The sequence below is a fragment of the Cupriavidus oxalaticus genome (assembly GCF_038900635.1).
Classification (GTDB): Bacteria; Pseudomonadota; Gammaproteobacteria; order Burkholderiales; family Burkholderiaceae; genus Cupriavidus; species Cupriavidus oxalaticus_B.
Map to the genome: position 1 here is coordinate 54829 of NZ_JAYMRX010000003.1, position 15229 is coordinate 70057.

The 15229-nt window shown below is 66.4% G+C and carries 15 protein-coding genes; 9 read left to right on the forward strand and 6 right to left on the reverse strand.

Translation table 11 applies throughout. From position 1 onward, the window contains the following. Position 1: 1 nt before the first annotated feature. Complete coding sequence (locus VSR71_RS06890; RefSeq protein WP_342913177.1) at positions 2 to 982, reverse strand: alpha/beta hydrolase; 981 nt, start codon at positions 980 to 982, stop codon at positions 2 to 4. Further along, a complete protein-coding gene (locus VSR71_RS06895) occupies positions 979 to 2544 on the reverse strand; it encodes an NAD(P)/FAD-dependent oxidoreductase (protein ID WP_342913178.1) in 1566 nt (521 codons plus the stop codon). Before VSR71_RS06895 ends, VSR71_RS06890 begins: the two co-directional genes overlap by 4 nt. Before the next feature lie 87 nt (positions 2545 to 2631). Here VSR71_RS06895 and VSR71_RS06900 point away from each other — a divergent pair, with 87 nt between their 5' ends. Then, positions 2632 to 3258, forward strand: coding sequence for a TetR/AcrR family transcriptional regulator (locus tag VSR71_RS06900; RefSeq protein WP_342913435.1), 627 nt, complete (start codon positions 2632 to 2634; stop codon positions 3256 to 3258). Positions 3259 to 3276: 18 nt separating this feature from the next. Here the strand turns inward: VSR71_RS06900 and nth are convergent, their stop codons facing one another. Both nth and rsxB read right to left on the reverse strand, forming a co-directional pair. Continuing rightward, a complete protein-coding gene (nth, locus tag VSR71_RS06905; RefSeq protein ID WP_342913179.1) occupies positions 3277 to 3921 on the reverse strand; it encodes an endonuclease III in 645 nt (214 codons plus the stop codon). Continuing rightward, the gene (gene rsxB / locus VSR71_RS06910) at positions 3918 to 4727 is read right to left on the reverse strand and encodes an electron transport complex subunit RsxB (protein WP_342913180.1); all 810 of its coding nucleotides are present in this window, start codon (positions 4725 to 4727) and stop codon (positions 3918 to 3920) included. The genes nth and rsxB overlap by 4 nt, the downstream gene beginning before the upstream one ends. Before the next feature lie 312 nt (positions 4728 to 5039). Here rsxB and VSR71_RS06915 point away from each other — a divergent pair, with 312 nt between their 5' ends. Continuing rightward, entirely contained in the window at positions 5040 to 5696 is a 657-nt protein-coding gene (locus VSR71_RS06915) for a TetR/AcrR family transcriptional regulator (protein ID WP_342913181.1), read from the forward strand. A 45-nt stretch (positions 5697 to 5741) separates the two neighbouring features. Here VSR71_RS06915 and VSR71_RS06920 read toward each other — a convergent pair whose 3' ends face one another. Together VSR71_RS06920 and VSR71_RS06925 are read right to left on the reverse strand one after the other, a co-directional pair. After that, complete coding sequence (locus VSR71_RS06920; RefSeq protein ID WP_342913182.1) at positions 5742 to 6998, reverse strand: polyhydroxyalkanoate depolymerase; 1257 nt, start codon at positions 6996 to 6998, stop codon at positions 5742 to 5744. A 314-nt stretch (positions 6999 to 7312) separates the two neighbouring features. Beyond that, positions 7313 to 8509, reverse strand: a complete 1197-nt coding sequence (locus VSR71_RS06925) for an amino acid aminotransferase (RefSeq protein ID WP_342913183.1) — start codon at positions 8507 to 8509, stop codon at positions 7313 to 7315. Positions 8510 to 8766: 257 nt separating this feature from the next. Between VSR71_RS06925 and uvrB the strand changes: the two genes are divergently transcribed. From uvrB to iscR, 7 genes are all read left to right on the forward strand, one after another. Next, positions 8767 to 10851 carry an excinuclease ABC subunit UvrB gene (gene uvrB / locus VSR71_RS06930; protein ID WP_342913184.1) on the forward strand — a complete coding sequence of 695 codons (2085 nt, stop codon included), beginning with the start codon at positions 8767 to 8769 and terminating at the stop codon, positions 10849 to 10851. Positions 10852 to 10926: 75 nt separating this feature from the next. After that, entirely contained in the window at positions 10927 to 11229 is a 303-nt protein-coding gene (locus VSR71_RS06935; protein ID WP_342913185.1) for an antibiotic biosynthesis monooxygenase, read from the forward strand. Positions 11230 to 11249: 20 nt separating this feature from the next. Continuing rightward, complete coding sequence (locus tag VSR71_RS06940) at positions 11250 to 11471, forward strand: hypothetical protein (protein ID WP_029046863.1); 222 nt, start codon at positions 11250 to 11252, stop codon at positions 11469 to 11471. Positions 11472 to 11507: 36 nt separating this feature from the next. Continuing rightward, positions 11508 to 11750 (forward strand): hypothetical protein, encoded by a 243-nt coding sequence (locus tag VSR71_RS06945; RefSeq protein WP_342913186.1) that lies wholly within the window; start codon positions 11508 to 11510, stop codon positions 11748 to 11750. 168 nt (positions 11751 to 11918) lie between these two features. Then, positions 11919 to 12407 (forward strand): low molecular weight protein-tyrosine-phosphatase, encoded by a 489-nt coding sequence (locus VSR71_RS06950; RefSeq protein WP_342913187.1) that lies wholly within the window; start codon positions 11919 to 11921, stop codon positions 12405 to 12407. 84 nt (positions 12408 to 12491) lie between these two features. Beyond that, positions 12492 to 14576, forward strand: coding sequence for a site-specific recombinase (locus VSR71_RS06955; protein WP_342913188.1), 2085 nt, complete (start codon positions 12492 to 12494; stop codon positions 14574 to 14576). Positions 14577 to 14671: 95 nt separating this feature from the next. Continuing rightward, a complete protein-coding gene (gene iscR / locus VSR71_RS06960) occupies positions 14672 to 15226 on the forward strand; it encodes a Fe-S cluster assembly transcriptional regulator IscR (protein ID WP_063238406.1) in 555 nt (184 codons plus the stop codon). Positions 15227 to 15229 lie beyond the last annotated feature (3 nt).

The following is a 15229-nucleotide window of genomic DNA, read 5'->3' on the forward strand; positions in this document are numbered from 1 at the left end:
GTCAGGCGAATTGCGCCGGGGCCGCGCTCGGGAAATGCAGCGGCGCGGCGGCGTCGCGCACAAAGTCGACGCAGGTGTCGATGGCGGTCACCGGCAGCATATGGCCGCCGTCTACCAGTGTCAGCGTGGCGCCAGGCACCCTGGCAACCAGCGCTTCGCCATGCTCGGCAAAGTCGAGGATACGGTCATCGCGGCCGTACAGCACGCTCACCGGCACGCGCAGCGAGCCATAATGCGGCAGCATCGCCGGCAGGCTCTTCGCGGCACCGATCAGGTCTTCGGAAGCGGCGAGGAAATGCGATGGCCGCAGCGCCAGCAGGCCGCCGCCCCGCGTCGGGAAGTCGAGCGGGAACGGGTCGGGACCGAACACGACATCCATGACCTCTTCCCGGCGCCGTTCCGACATCGGCACCACCAGCGTCCACGCCAGCACCCGGCGCAACGCGCCAGGCAGGGTCATCGCCTGGAATACCGGCGAAATCGCCTTGGGCGGATGGGTGAGCGGCGCAATCAGCGCCAGGCCGCCGACGCGCTCGGGGTGATGGATGGCAAGTGCCAGTGCGATCGCGCCGCCAAGCGAGTGGCCGACCACCAGCGGTTTCTCCAACCCGAGCTGGTCGCACAGCGCCGCGAGCGCATCGGCCTGTGCCGGCAGATCCGCTGCGGTGCCTGCAGCGCGCGTCGAGTGGCCCGCGCCGGGGCGGTCGACGGCGATCACGCGGAAGTGGCGGGCGAGCGGTTCAATCATGCCGTAGCCAAAATTCTCCAGTTGTCCGGACAGGCCGTGCACCAGCAGCACGGCGGGACCCTGGCCGCGCTCGACCACGTGCAGCCGCGCGCCGGGCACATCGACAAGGCGTCCACGCGGCGGCAGTGCCGCCTCGATGCGCCGGACGGTGCGCAACGTGTACAGCCATAGCGCGGCGCCCAGCACCACAAGCAGCCCGATCAGCAAAGCAGCAATAGTCAGGGCGATGGTCACGATTGCACCTCGCTGGCGGCGACTGCCGGCACGGAATTGGCTTCTTCTGAGCCCTGGCTGTCGCGATGGGGGCGGCCAGCCTGGGTGGAGGAAGGCGGGACATCGAACTGCAGCACGCCGTCGGCGATGCGCCCGTGCCGGATCGTCAGCATGTCTTTCAGGTAGTTCTGATAGACGCGCCAGGGCTTGTGGTCGCCTTGGCGGGGCAGCACGGTGGCGGCGCGTTGCACATAACCCGAAGTGAAATCCAGGAATGGCGCGGGTTGCATGCCGGCGGGCGCGCGCGGCACTGCGACACGGTGCCCATGGCGGTCCATATGCCGCAGCAGGCGGCAGGCGTACTCGGCGGTGAGGTCGGCCTTGAGCGTCCACGAGGCGTTGGTGTAGCCGAAGGCGAGCACCAGGTTGGGCACGTCGCTCAGCATCGTCCCCTTGTACGCGAACGATTCGGCGGGGTGGCGCGGCTCGCCGTCGACGCTGACCGCGATGTCGCCCAGCATGTTCAGCTTCAACCCGGTGGCCACGACCACGATATCCGCGGCGAGCGTCTTGCCGCTGGCCAGCACGATGCCGTCTTCGGTGAACCGTTCGATGGTATCGGTCTCGACCGTGGCGCGGCCGTCGCGGATGGCGCCGAACAGGTCGCCGTCGGGCACCAGGCACAGGCGCTGGTCCCACGGGTTGTAGCGGGGCGTGAGATGCGTCGCGACGTCGAAGCCCGGCGCCAGTTGCGCCGCCGCCATGCCGATCAGCTTTTCCCGGGTGCGCTCCGGCCGCCGCCGCGCCAGCTGGAAGAACATCATGCCGAGCAGCACGTTCTTCCAGCGCGTGGCGCCGTAGGCCAGCCGCTCGGGAAGCAGCCGGCGCAGCTTGTGGGCGATCGCGTCCTCGGCGGGGCGCGTCACGATGTAGGTAGGCGAGCGTTGCAGCATGGTCACGTGCGCGGCGCGTCTGGCCATCTCCGGCACCAGCGTGACCGCCGTGGCGCCGCTGCCGATCACCACCACGCGCTTGCCGCCATAGTCGAGCGATTCGTCCCAGAACTGCGGATGCAGGATGCGGCCGCGAAAGCGCTCCTCGTCGTCAAACGCCGGGCGGTGGCCTTCGGCGTAGTTGTAATAGCCGGCGCAGACATAGAGCAGGCGGGCGCGCAGGCGCAGACGGCTGTGATCCGCCGTGCGCTCGGCCTCGACCGTCCAGCAGGCCGTGGCGCTGTCCCACGCGGCACTGACGACCCTGTGGCCGAAGCGGATATGCGGGGTGATGCCGGCTTCCTCGGCGGTCTCGCGGATATAGGCCCGGATCGACGGCCCGTCGGCAATGGCCTTGGCGCCACGCCACGGCTTGAAGCGGTAGCCCAGCGTGTACATGTCCGAGTCGGAGCGGATGCCGGGGTAGCGGAACAGGTCCCAGGTGCCGCCGATGGCATCGCGGGCTTCCAGGATGGCGTAGCGCTTGCCAGGGCAGCGCATCTGCAGGTGGCGCGCGGCGCCGATGCCGGACAGGCCGGCGCCTACGATCAGGACATCCAGGACGGCATCATCGGGACGGGGTGCGGTCATGTCAGGCATCCGGGGCGAGTGGCGCTTCTGACAACATAGGTTGTCAGAAGCGATAAGACAAGGCATCTGACAATAGGGAATGTCATACTGGCGCACATGACCACCGAGCTCACCCCCGCACGCCGCTACCGCGGCGCCGAAGCCGAAGAACGGCGCGCCCAGCGCCGGGGCCAGCTGATTGCCGCGGCGGTGCAGGTCTATGGCGAACGTGGTTACCAGAACGCCACGGTCAAGGCCGTATGCGAGGCCGCAGGCCTGACCGAGCGTTATTTCTACGAGTCATTCGCCAACAGCGAGGCGCTGCTGCTGGCGTCGTTCCAGGCCGTCACCCACCGTTTGCTGCAGACTCTGGCACGCGCCGGTGAGGCGGCAGGCGGCGACGGCCCCAACCGGGCGCTGGCGATGCTGCGCGCCTATTTCGGCGCCTTGCAGTCCGAGCCGCGTTCGGCAAGGGTGTTCCTGGTGGAGATCCGCGGCGTCAGCAAGCTGGTCGATGGCGCGCTGGCGGATTCGCTGAGCGAGTTCGGCGGCCTGCTGGCGCAGGCGCTGCTGCCGCCGGGCCGCAGCCTCGATCCGTTGCTGACCGCGGGCGTGGCGGGTGGGGTTATCCATGTCGCCCTGCGCTGGATCGGACAGGGCTACACGCCCGACGTCGAAGTGGTGGCGCGCACGGCGCTGCAGCTGGCCATGGTGCTGGCGCGCGAGCCGCAGTAAGGCCCGCCGCCAGGGCGCTTACAACTGCGGCGCTTCCGTCTTTTCCCTGAATTCGCACAGCGGCTCGATCACGCAGTGCCAGCATTCGGGCTTTCGCGCCTTGCAAACGTAGCGGCCGTGCAGGATCAGCCAGTGGTGCGCATCGTGCAGGAATTCATGCGGCACGCACTTTAGCAGCTTCTGCTCGACCACCTGCACGTTCGTGCCGGGCGCCAGCCCGGTGCGGTTCGCGACCCGGAAGATATGCGTATCGACCGCAATGGTGGGCTCGCCAAAAGCAGTATTGAGGACCACGTTGGCGGTCTTGCGGCCAACGCCTGGCAGCGCTTCCAGCGCTTCGCGGTCGGGCGGCACCTTGCCGCCATGCCGCTCGACCAGGATGCGGCAGGTCTCGATCACATGCCTGGCCTTGGTCTTGTACAGGCCGATGGTCTTGATGTATTCGCTCAGCCCGGCCTCGCCGAGGTCGAGCATCTGCTGCGGCGTGTGCGCGACCGGGAACAGCCGGCGCGTGGCCTTGTTGACGCCGACGTCGGTGGCCTGCGCCGACAGCAGCACGGCAATCAGCAGCTCGAACGGCGAACTGTATTCCAGTTCAGTGGCCGGGGCCGGGTTGACTTCGCGCAGCGTCTCGAAAATGGCACGGCACTTGGCGGCGTTCATTGCTGTTGTTCCGGGTCGGGTTTGGCGTCGGGGTCGACGGCCGGCTCGGTCAGGCCGGCGCGCGCACGGCGCGCTTCGGCGGCATCGATCTGCGCCTGAACTGCGGGCGAGACGTTTTCGGTATTGCGCGGCCGCGCGGCCTGCTGCTTCTGGCGGGCGCGCTCGATCGCAGCCTGGATGATGGCGCGCTTGCGTTCCTGCGCGGCGCGCTCGGCGTCGTCTTGCGGGGCTTCGGCCTGCACCGCGGCCAGCTTGGCCGCGGCCTTGGCGGCCAGGCGTGCCTCGTTTTCCTCGCGCTCGCGCACCAGCCGGGCCTGGCGCGCCAGGTAGCGCGCGTGCGCAGCGTCGGCCTGGGCCGGCGACCAGGCGTCCCAGCCGGTGCGGTCGCCGGTGACCGGGATCATGGCAATGCAGTCGACCGGGCAGGGCGCCACACACAGGTCGCAGCCGGTACACAGTTCGGGGATCACCGTATGCATCTGCTTGGCGGCACCGGCGATGGCATCGACCGGGCATGCCTGGATGCAAAGGGTGCATCCGATGCACAGGCTCTCGTCGATCAGTGCGACCGCGCGCGACTGCTCGGTGCCGCGTTCGGGGTCGAGCGGCAAGGGTTCGACGCCGAGCGCCCCGGCCAGCCGGCGCACGCCTTCCGCGCCGCCCGGCGGGCAGCGGTTGCAGGCCGCTTCGCCGGCGGCCATGGCCTCGGCATAGGGACGGCAGCCGTTGAATCCGCATTTGGTGCACTGGGTCTGGGGCAGCAACGCCTCGATGCGGTCGGCAAGGGACTTGACGGCGGGATTCACGACAACAGGCTGGAATTCAGGAGACAAACCGGATCAGGACAGGACTGGACGTTTATGGGGTGGCGCTGTGCGTGCTTTGCGACATAACTGCGGCCCCGGAAACACCCGGCGGGGCTGCGCCGGCGCACAATACTCCGGCGTAACCGTCGCCGGAGGGCCTCAGCGGCCCAATCGGGCTTCTTCGAGCCCTCGCGCCGCAAGGATTATCCCCGATTTCGCCGATGGACAGAAACGGCGATGATGCGCGTCGCGCATCCGGACTGCCGCATTCCGGCGTGTGCCATAATCCGCGCAACGATCGACCTGCCATCCATGTCAACAGAGACCAAGACCAAACGCGACCCCGAAGGGACGCGCCGACGCATCCTCGCTGCGGCCACCGAGGAATTCGCCAAGGGTGGTCTGGCCGGCGCCCGCGTCGACCAGATTGCCCGGCGCGCGGAGACCAATGAACGCATGCTGTATTACTACTACGGCAGCAAGGAGGGGCTGTTCCTCGCCGTGCTGGAAAAGCAGTACGCCGAATTCCGCGCCGCTGAAGAAAAGCTGCACCTGGTCGACGAAGATCCGATCGCTGGCGTGCGCACGCTGGCCCGTTTCGTCTGGGACTGGTACTACGAGCATCCCGAGTTCATCCGCCTGATCAACAGCGAGAACCTGCACGAAGCCCGCCACCTTAAGAAATCCGCGCAGCTGCAGCAGCTGATCAACCCGGTCGTGGATGTGCTGGCCGACGTGATCCACAGAGGCCAGCAGCAGGGGGTGTTCCGCGACAATATCGACGTGCCGCAGTTCTATCTGACGATCTCGGCGCTGGGCTACTACGTGCTGTCCAACCGCTACACGATCAGCGCCGTGACCGGGCGCGACGTGGCTTCGCTACATGAGCACGAGCGCTTTGCCGAGCTGCATACCGAGATGCTGCTCTGCTACCTGAAGCGCTCCTGCTGTCCCGAGAGCGCACCCTGAAAAGAAACGCCCGCGATCGCGGGCGTTGTCTTGTCTGCGGCAGTGTTATTTCGCCGCTGGCTGGTGGTACTTGCGGATGAAATCGCGCAGGTCCGGATAGATGTTCTCGCGCCAGCGCCGGCCCGAGAAAATCCCGTAGTGGCCGCAACGCGGCGCGGTCACGTGCTGCTTGCGGTTTTCCGGGATGCCGCTGCACAGGTCGTGCGCGGCTGCGGTCTGGCCCGCGCCCGAGATATCGTCCAGTTCGCCTTCCACCGTCATCAGCGCGGTGCTCTTGATATCCTGCGGCCGCACTGGCTTGCCGTCGATGGCCCACGTGCCGTTGGCCAGGCGGAATTCCTGGAACACTTCGCGGATGGTGTCGAGATAATACTCGGCAGCCATGTCCAGCACCGCGTTGTACTCGTCGTAGAAGCGCACATGCGCCTCGGCGTCGTCGGCATCGCCTTCGACCAGGCTCAGGTAATAGTCATAGTGCGAGGACAGGTGCCGGTCCGGGTTCATCGCCACGAACCCGGCATGCTGCAGGAAGCCCGGGTACACGCGGCGGCCGTGGCCGGGGTAGTTGGCCGGCACGGTGTAGATGACGTTGTTCTCGAACCACTCGAACGACTTGTTGGTGGCCAGCGAGTTGACGGCGGTCGGGCTCTTGCGGGCATCGATCGGGCCACCCATCATGGTCATGGTGCGCGGCGTGGTCTCGCCGGCGGAAGCCATCAGCGAGATCGCGGCCAGCACCGGCACGGTCGGCTGGCACACCGAAATCACATGCAGGTTTTCGGCGCCGATATGGCGGATGAATTCCTGGATGTAGTAGATGTAGTCCGACAGGTGGAAGGCGCCATCTTCAATCGGCACCATGCGCGCGTCGATCCAGTCGGTCACGTAGACCTTGTGGTCCTGCAGCAGCGTGCGCACGGTGTCGCGCAGCAACGTGGCATGGTGGCCCGACAGCGGCGCGCACACCAGCACCACCGGCTCGTCCTTCAGCAGCTTGATGGTTTCGGGATCGTCGGCATAGCGCTTGAAGCGCAGCAGCTTGCAGAACGGCTTTTCCAGCACGGACTGCTCGACGATGGGGATGTCGCGGCCGTTGGAGCGCACCGACTTGATGTCGAATCCCGGCTTTTCGTATTCCTTGCCGAGCCGGTACAGCAGTTCGTAGCCCGCCGCAAGCCGGGGGGCGCCGGGCACCAGCGACATCGGGCTGAGGGGATTGGTGAATGTCTTGGCGGTCGCCTGGGCCCATGCGGTGAGCGGATGCAGGATCGAGCGCTGGAACTCATGCAATTGGTAGAGCATGCCGTTTCTGCCTGTAATACTTTTGGTCACGTACCACCAAGTACTAATGTACTGACAATACACCTGGGATCGTCGCAGATTATGCCCGGTATCGAACGGTCGTGCTAACGATCTTGCTTTGCAGCATATACCTTAAGGTACTTCCCTATCTGCGGAACACAATAAGGCATTGGCCTGATTTTTGGATGACACTGTCGTTCAAGACTGAAAACAAATGCAAAAAGCGGCCGAGGCCGCTTTTTTTATGACGCTTTGTGATGTTTGCGTCAGTTGACATGCGTTGGCGCCCGTTGCCGTGCAGCAACGCTGCCGGCTTACATTACCGCTGCGATCGCATCAACCACCGCATCGATGTTGCGGCTGTTCAACGCCGCCACGCAGATGCGGCCAGTGCCGACGGCGTAGATGCCGTGCTCGTTGCGCAGGCGGTCCACCTGGGCCGAGGTCAGGCCAGAGTACGAGAACATGCCGCGCTGCGCCTTGACGAAGGAGAAGTCGCCCGGCACGCCCTTGGCGGCCAGCTTGTCCACCAGCGCATGGCGCATCAGCTTGATGCGGTCGCGCATCTCGGCCAGCTCTTCTTCCCACATGGCGCGCAGTTCCGGGCTGTTCAGCACGGTGGCGACCACGGTGCCGCCGTGCGTCGGCGGGTTGGAGTAGTTGGTGCGGATCACGCGCTTGACCTGCGACATCACGCGCTGGGCTTCTTCCTTGCCGGTGGTGACGATCGACAGCGCGCCGACGCGCTCGCCGTACAGCGAGAAGCTCTTCGAGAATGAGCTCGACACGAAGAACGGCAGGCCCGAGTCGGCGAACAGGCGCACGGCGGCACCGTCGGCGTCGATGCCGTCGGCGAAGCCCTGGTAGGCCATGTCCAGGAACGGGATCAGGTTGCGTTCCTTGACCAGTTCAACCACTTGCTTCCACTGCTCGGCCGACAGGTCGACACCGGTCGGGTTGTGGCAGCAGGCGTGCAGCACGACGATGGTGTTGGCCGGGTACGACTTCAGCGATTCCACCATGCCGGCGAAGTTCAGGCCGTGGCTGGCAGCGTCGTAGTAGGCGTAGTTGACCACCGGGAAACCGGCGGCTTCAAACAGCGCGCGGTGGTTTTCCCAGCTCGGGTCGCTGATGGCGACCTTGGCGTCCGGATACAGGCGCTTGAGGAAGTCGGCGCCGATCTTCAGCGCGCCGGTGCCGCCCAGTGCCTGGGCCGTCACCACGCGGCCTTCAGTGATCAGCGGCGATTCCTTGCCGAACAGCAGTGTCTGCACGGCCTGGTCATAGGCGGCGATGCCTTCGATCGGCAGGTAGCCACGCGGGGTGGCGGTGGTCAGACGGGCTTTTTCTGCCTCCTGGACGGCGCGCAGCAGGGGGATTTTCCCTTCGTCGGTGAAGTACACGCCAACGCCCAGGTTGACCTTGGTGGCGCGGGTGTCGGCATTGAAGGCTTCGTTGAGGCCCAGGATCGGGTCACGCGGGGCCATCTCGACGGCAGAAAACAAACTCATTTGGAATCTCGTGGTCGGCAATGAAAGAAAACGGGAAGGCGTAGAATGCTCCGGACTGCGCTGCGGCTGGCAAGCCCCGTTCCGTTCTGGGCGGAATCGGCCCCACGCCGTTGGAAACGGCTTGAAGGCGGCTTGAAGCGGGGGGCTGTCAACCCCAAGATTCTAGCGTATCCGCCCGTTTTCCTGAGGTTTTTCCCTAATCTCGCCATCACTTCTTTCGTTACTTCTTTATTACCTCTGCCCCTATTCCGCCCCCTATGTCGAACCTTGCAGAAGCCGCGCCGGCCCTGGATGAAAGCAAATTCGTCACATTTCCCGGCTCCCCGTTCCAGCTGTACCAGCCGTTCGCGCCCGCCGGGGACCAGCCGGAAGCGATCCGCCAGCTGGTGGAGGGGGTGGACGACGGCCTGTCGTACCAGACACTGTTGGGCGTGACCGGGTCAGGCAAGACCTTCACCATGGCCAACGTGATCGCCCGGATGGGACGGCCGGCGATCGTGTTCGCGCCCAACAAGACGCTGGCGGCCCAGCTATATGCCGAATTCCGCGAGTTCTTCCCGCGCAATGCGGTCGAGTACTTCGTCAGCTACTACGACTACTACCAGCCCGAGGCCTACGTCCCGCAGCGCGACCTGTTCATCGAGAAGGACTCGTCGATTAACGAGCATATCGAGCAGATGCGGCTGTCGGCGACCAAGAGCCTGCTGGAGCGCCGCGACACGGTGATCGTGGCGACGGTCTCGGCGATCTATGGTATCGGCAACCCGAACGAATACCACCAGATGATTCTCACTTTGCGGGCCGGCGACAAGATCAGCCAGCGCGACGTGATCGCGCGCCTGATTGCCATGCAGTACACCCGCAACGAGACCGATTTCCAGCGCGGCACGTTCCGCGTGCGCGGCGACACCATCGACATCTTCCCGGCGGAACACGCCGAGATGGCGGTGCGGCTGGAGATGTTCGACGACGAAGTGGAATCGCTGCAATTCTTCGATCCGCTGACCGGCCGCGTGAAACAGAAGATCCCGCGCTTCACGGTCTATCCGTCGAGCCACTATGTGACGCCGCGCGAGACCGTGCTGCGCGCAATCGAGGCGATCAAGGACGAGCTGCGCGAGCGGCTGGAGTTCTTCCACAAGGAGAACCGGCTGGTCGAGGCGCAGCGGCTGGAGCAGCGTACCCGCTTCGATCTCGAAATGCTCTCCGAACTGGGCTTCTGCAAGGGCATCGAGAACTATTCGCGCCACCTGTCGGGCGCGCGCCCGGGCGAGCCGCCGCCGACGCTGGTCGACTACCTGCCGTCCGATGCACTGATGTTCCTGGACGAGTCGCACGTGCTGATCGGCCAGCTCAACGGCATGTACAACGGCGACCGCGCGCGCAAGACCACGCTGGTGGAGTACGGCTTCCGGCTGCCGTCGGCGCTGGACAACCGCCCGCTCAAGTTCGACGAGTTCGAGCGCAAGATGCGCCAGGTGATGTTCGTCACGGCGACGCCCGCGCAGTTCGAGCGGGAGCATGCCGGACAGGTGGTGGAGCAGGTGGTGCGCCCGACCGGGCTGGTCGACCCGACCATCATCGTGCGCCCGGCGACCACGCAGGTGGACGACCTGCTGTCGGAAATCCACGCGCGCGTGGAGGTCAACGAACGCGTGCTGGTGACCACACTGACCAAGCGCATGGCCGAGCAATTGACCGAGTTCCTGTCCGAGAACGGCGTCAAGGTGCGCTACCTGCACTCGGATATCGATACGGTGGAGCGCGTCGAAATCATCCGCGACCTGCGCCTGGGCACCTTCGATGTGCTGGTCGGCATCAACCTGCTGCGCGAGGGGCTGGATATCCCCGAAGTCTCGCTGGTGGCGATCCTGGACGCGGACAAGGAAGGCTTCCTGCGCGCAGAGCGCTCGCTGATCCAGACCATCGGCCGTGCCGCGCGCAACGTCAATGGCACCGCCATCCTGTATGCCGACCGCATGACCGACTCGATGCAGAAGGCCATCAGCGAGACCGAGCGCCGCCGCGCCAAGCAGATGGCCTTCAACGAGGCCAACGGCATCGTTCCGCGCGGCGTGGTCAAGCGCATCAAGGACATCATCGACGGCGTCTACAACGCCAGCGACGCCAAGGCCGAGCTGCAGGCCGCGCAGGAGCAGGCGCGCTACGAGGACATGAGCGAGAAGCAGGTGTCGAAGGAGATCAAGCGGCTGGAAAAGCTCATGCTCGACCATGCCCGCAACCTGGAGTTCGAGCAGGCGGCACAGGTGCGCGACCAACTGGCCAAGCTCAAGGCGCAGGTGTTCGGCGCCAGCGGCGAGGGTGCGCTGCCGCCGGCGTGAGTCCGGCAGCGGCGCTGGAGCGCGCCGCGGCTGGCCTATAGTGAAAAGCGTCATGACCGATCCCGGAGACGCATCATGGTGAAGCTAGGCCTGTGGGTGCCGCTGGAGGCGCGACCCGGCAAGGAGCAGGAAGTCGAGCAGTTCCTGCGCGACGGACTGGCGCTGGTGCAGCAGGAAACCGGCACCGCGGCCTGGTTCGCGCTGCGGCTGGGGCCGTCGATGTTCGGCATCTTCGATGCCTTTGCCGACGAGTCCGCGCGCGAGGCGCATCTGGCCGGCAAGGTTGCCGCCGCGCTGATGGCCAGGGCGCCGGAGCTGTTCATGGGTACGCCGCCGATCCAGAAGCTGGAGGTGCTGGCGGCCAAGTTGCCGGCGTGAGCCGGGCGCAAGGAGCTGCCATGGAACGCCAGTTCGAGTATGGGGGCTATCTGGTCGTGGCCAGCGCGGTGCCCAATGCCGCAGGGGGCTTTGCCGGGCAGATGCGCATTGCCGATGCCTTTGGCGAGCCGGCCGGGCCGACCTACGAAGCTATCGCCGGCGATGCGCCCACGCAGGAGGCGGCCGTTGCGCTGGCCGAGGCCGCGGCGATGCGAGCCATCGATGCCGGCGAGGTCAACTAGCCGCGATCCTGTCCCATTTCCCGAGGAGAACACACAATGACCGAAGTCGGCGAGTGGAAGAAGAAGGTCTATGAAACCCACGAGGTGCAGGTCCAGGTCAAGCAACGCTCGCAAAGCGAATGGTCGTACACGGTGCGTGTCTGCCGCCCGGGGACCAATATCCGCGCCGCCGGCACGCTGTCCGAGACCTCGCTCATCACCGATCATTTCAAATCCGCCGAAGCCGCCTTGGTGGCAGGGTTTGCGCACGGCGAGCGCCTGGCCAAACAACTCGCCTAGGCAGGGCCTGGCGCCGCGGGGCGGGCCAGAGGGCGTTAGCGGTCTGTCCCGGGCAGGCGGTTAGAATTGCGCCTCCCCGTAACACCGGGCAGGCCAGCGGGCAGGGGCTCGGGCGCCGTGCCTTGGCCCCGCTTGCGCTCACTCCAGCCCCGGCTGACAGACCGATCAATGAAGAAATACGCCATTCTGATGTGTTGCATGGGCAACATCTGCCGCTCGCCGACGGCGGAGGGGGTGCTGCGCGCCAAGCTCGCCGCGGCGGGGCTGGAGCAACTGGTCGAACTGGACTCGGCCGGCACCCATGAGTACCACCTGGGCCGCGCGCCCGATCCGCGCACCCAGCGCGCCGCGCTGCGCCGCGGCTACGACCTGTCGGCGCTGCGCGCGCGCAAGGTCGGCCTGCCTGACTTCGACCGCTTCGACCTGATCCTGGCGATGGACCGCGAAAACCTCGCCGGCCTGACCCGGCTGCATCCCGACGCGGGCGACAAGTTGCGCCTGCTGATGAGCTTCGCCACGCGCCACGACGCCGAAGAAGTGCCCGATCCGTACTACGGCGAGGGCGACGGCTTCGAGCGCGTGCTCGACTACGTCGAGGATGCCTGCGACGGGCTGATCGCAATGCTTCGCCAGCGCCTGCAAGCCCCCGCCGGCTGAGCCGGCACCCGCGCGCATCCCTTCGCGGCCCGCGCCGCGACGCCACCGGCGCCGCGGCCGGCGGCCCGATCCCACCAGATTTCCATGCCTCGTACCCTGTTCCGCAAATGGCGCGAATCGCGCAATGCCAGCCTGCAACTCGACGCCATCCTGGCCGCGGCCGACCCCGAGGCGCCGCTGGTCGAGCGCAACCGCTGGCTGGTCGAGCTGGGCTACTGGATACGCCGTGACGGCAGCGTCAGCGCGAATGCCGAGGAGCCCGCCGCTGACCGCAGCCATCCCCAGCACGTACGGCTGCGCTACCTGCTGCAGGTGCTGGAGCGCCACCCCGACTGGGCCGAGCGCTTCGCGCTGACGATGCGCAGCATCGTGCGCGACAACGACCCCACCGGCCTGTTCTGCGACACCGGCGTGTCCCTGCACCCCGGCTTCGTCAGCGAGATGGTGAGCCGGCTGCAGAACCGCTTCCTGCCGCCGCCGCTCAACCGCGACGACATGGCCGGACTGTTCGCGCTGGTGTTCGTCGGCGACGAGGACGCTGAATGGGTGGAAGCCATCGACGACGAGCTGGTGGCGCGGCTCTCGCGCGTGCTGCAGCAAGGCAGCGAGGCCGTCGGCGGCATGGCCAACTACCGCGCCGCGCTGGGCCAGACGCTGGCGACCAGCATCGCGGTGCTGGTCAGCCAGGTGCGCGCTACCGGGCTGAGCCAGGCGATCCGCTCGCGGTTGCGCGGGCGCGTGGAAGACACGCCGTTTTTCCAGCTGGACGCCGCGGTAGAAGCGCTGCGCGTGGATGGCCTGCAGCACGGCGACGAAAGCTTCGGCCAGCGCCTGAACTATTTCCGGGCGCTGCTGGATGGCTGCCACGATGCCGCGCGGCAGGTCTACCAGGACCTGGAGGAGAACGGCGTGTCGATCGAGGTGGTGTTCCAGATCGAACGCATGAAGGTGCAACTGCAGCGCATCGAGCTGCTGCTGGCGGTCTGGGTCGAACCCGGCCGGCCCGGCATGCATCCGCACCTGGTGGCGGAGCTGATCCGCTCGACGCAGGCGCGCCGCAGCTTGTCGCACCTGGCGGGCAGCTCGTTCGCGCAACTGGCGCGCAAGGTGGTGGAGCGCTCGGCCGAGACCGGCGAACACTACATCACGCGCGACCGCAAGGAATACGCCGAGCTGGTGCGCGCGGCAGCGGGCGGCGGCCTGATCACCGTCGCCACGGTGTACCTGAAATTCGTGATCTACGGCCTGCACCTGGACAAGTTCAGCGAAGGCCTGCTGGCCTCGTTCAACTATGCGGGCAGCTTCCTCGCCATCCACTTCGCGCACTTCACGCTGGCGACCAAGCAACCGGCGATGACCGGACCGGCCCTGGCGCACCGGCTCGATGGGGTGGGGCGTCCGGAAGGGCGCGAGATCTTTGTCGACGACACCATCGCCATGATCCGCTCCAACGCGGCGGCGATCGTCGGCAACCTGGCGGTGGTGTTTCCGGTGGCGCTGGCCATCCAGTGGCTCGCGCACAAGCTGCTGGGCGCCAACCTGATCACCCCGGCCAAGGCCATCGCCACCATCGAGTCGTTCTCGATCCTGGGGCCGACGCCGTTCTACGCCGTCTTTACCGGCGTGCTGCTGTGGCTGTCGAGCCTGATCGCCGGCTGGGCCGACAACTGGTTCGCGCTGCACCGCGTGCACGACGTGATGGCCTACAACCGCCGCCTGCACTTTGTTCTGGGCGCGCGCGGCGCAACGCGCCTGGCGGATTTCTGGAAGAGCAACCTGTCGGGCATCGTCGCCAACGTGTCGCTGGGCTTCCTGCTGGGCCTGGGGCCGGAGATCCTGAGCTTCTTCGGGCCGCATATGGAAGTGTGCCATGTGACGCTGTCGACCGGCTCGGTCGGCACCGCGATCGGCGTGCTCGGGCTGGATGCGCTGCGCATGCCGTCGCTGTGGCTGGCGGTGGCCGGGATCGCACTGATGGGGGTGCTGAACGTTGGCGTCAGCTTTGCGCTGGCCTTCAATATGGCGTTGCGATCACGCAATTTGCGGCGGGTGGACCGCGCGGACCTGAGCGCCGCCGTGCGGCGGCGCATCCTGAAACACCCGCTCTCGCTGGTGATGCCGCCGCGCGCGGCAAGGCCGGAGACGGCTGCCGGCGAGCGCAGCGCTTGATGCGCTGCGGCAGGGGTAGTTGACTGAATTAGTCGGGTACCTTTATACTTGACGGAAACGATCAAGTATTCGCTTTACCCCCAGAGCCCTGCACCATGAGACTGACCACCAAAGGCCGCTTCGCGGTCACTGCGATGATCGACCTGGCCATGCGCCAGGATCAGGGACCGGTGACGCTCGCCGGCATCAGCCAGCGCCAGAAGATCTCGCTGTCCTACCTGGAACAGCTGTTCGGCAAGCTGCGCCGGCATGAGATTGTCGAAAGCGTGCGCGGTCCGGGCGGTGGCTACAGCCTGGCGCGCAAGGCCGAAGACGTCACGGTGGCGGACATCATCATCGCCGTCGACGAGCCGCTGGACGCCACCCAGTGCGGCGGAAAGGGTAATTGTAACGGAGATGACGGCTCCGGGCGTTGCATGACCCACGAACTGTGGGCAACGCTGAACCAGAAGATGGTCGAGTACCTCGACTCCGTCTCCCTCAAGAACCTGGTCGACCAGCAGCGCGCCCGCCAGCCGGCGGTGCTGCACGACATGCGCGAAGAAGCCGCGCAGCCGGCCGCCGCCGCGGCGCGTGGCAAGGCCGACAAGCAGGAAAAGCCGGTCCGGGCGAGGGTGGTGAATTCAGTATTCAGCCTGGCGCAGTCCTGAACG

What these genes read in the sequence shown, in the direction of transcription:
- VSR71_RS06895 (WP_342913178.1), bottom strand. Translation starts at nt 2,544, where the DNA reads ATGACCGCACCCCGTCCCGATGATGCCGTCCTGGATGTCCTGATCGTA.
- nth (WP_342913179.1), bottom strand. Translation starts at nt 3,921, where the DNA reads ATGAACGCCGCCAAGTGCCGTGCCATTTTCGAGACGCTGCGCGAAGTC.
- VSR71_RS06915 (WP_342913181.1), top strand. Translation starts at nt 5,040, where the DNA reads ATGTCAACAGAGACCAAGACCAAACGCGACCCCGAAGGGACGCGCCGA.
- VSR71_RS06920 (WP_342913182.1), bottom strand. Translation starts at nt 6,998, where the DNA reads ATGCTCTACCAATTGCATGAGTTCCAGCGCTCGATCCTGCATCCGCTC.
- VSR71_RS06925 (WP_342913183.1), bottom strand. Translation starts at nt 8,509, where the DNA reads ATGAGTTTGTTTTCTGCCGTCGAGATGGCCCCGCGTGACCCGATCCTG.
- uvrB (WP_342913184.1), top strand. Translation starts at nt 8,767, where the DNA reads ATGTCGAACCTTGCAGAAGCCGCGCCGGCCCTGGATGAAAGCAAATTC.
- VSR71_RS06935 (WP_342913185.1), top strand. Translation starts at nt 10,927, where the DNA reads ATGGTGAAGCTAGGCCTGTGGGTGCCGCTGGAGGCGCGACCCGGCAAG.
- VSR71_RS06940 (WP_029046863.1), top strand. Translation starts at nt 11,250, where the DNA reads ATGGAACGCCAGTTCGAGTATGGGGGCTATCTGGTCGTGGCCAGCGCG.
- VSR71_RS06945 (WP_342913186.1), top strand. Translation starts at nt 11,508, where the DNA reads ATGACCGAAGTCGGCGAGTGGAAGAAGAAGGTCTATGAAACCCACGAG.
- VSR71_RS06950 (WP_342913187.1), top strand. Translation starts at nt 11,919, where the DNA reads ATGAAGAAATACGCCATTCTGATGTGTTGCATGGGCAACATCTGCCGC.
- VSR71_RS06955 (WP_342913188.1), top strand. Translation starts at nt 12,492, where the DNA reads ATGCCTCGTACCCTGTTCCGCAAATGGCGCGAATCGCGCAATGCCAGC.
- iscR (WP_063238406.1), top strand. Translation starts at nt 14,672, where the DNA reads ATGAGACTGACCACCAAAGGCCGCTTCGCGGTCACTGCGATGATCGAC.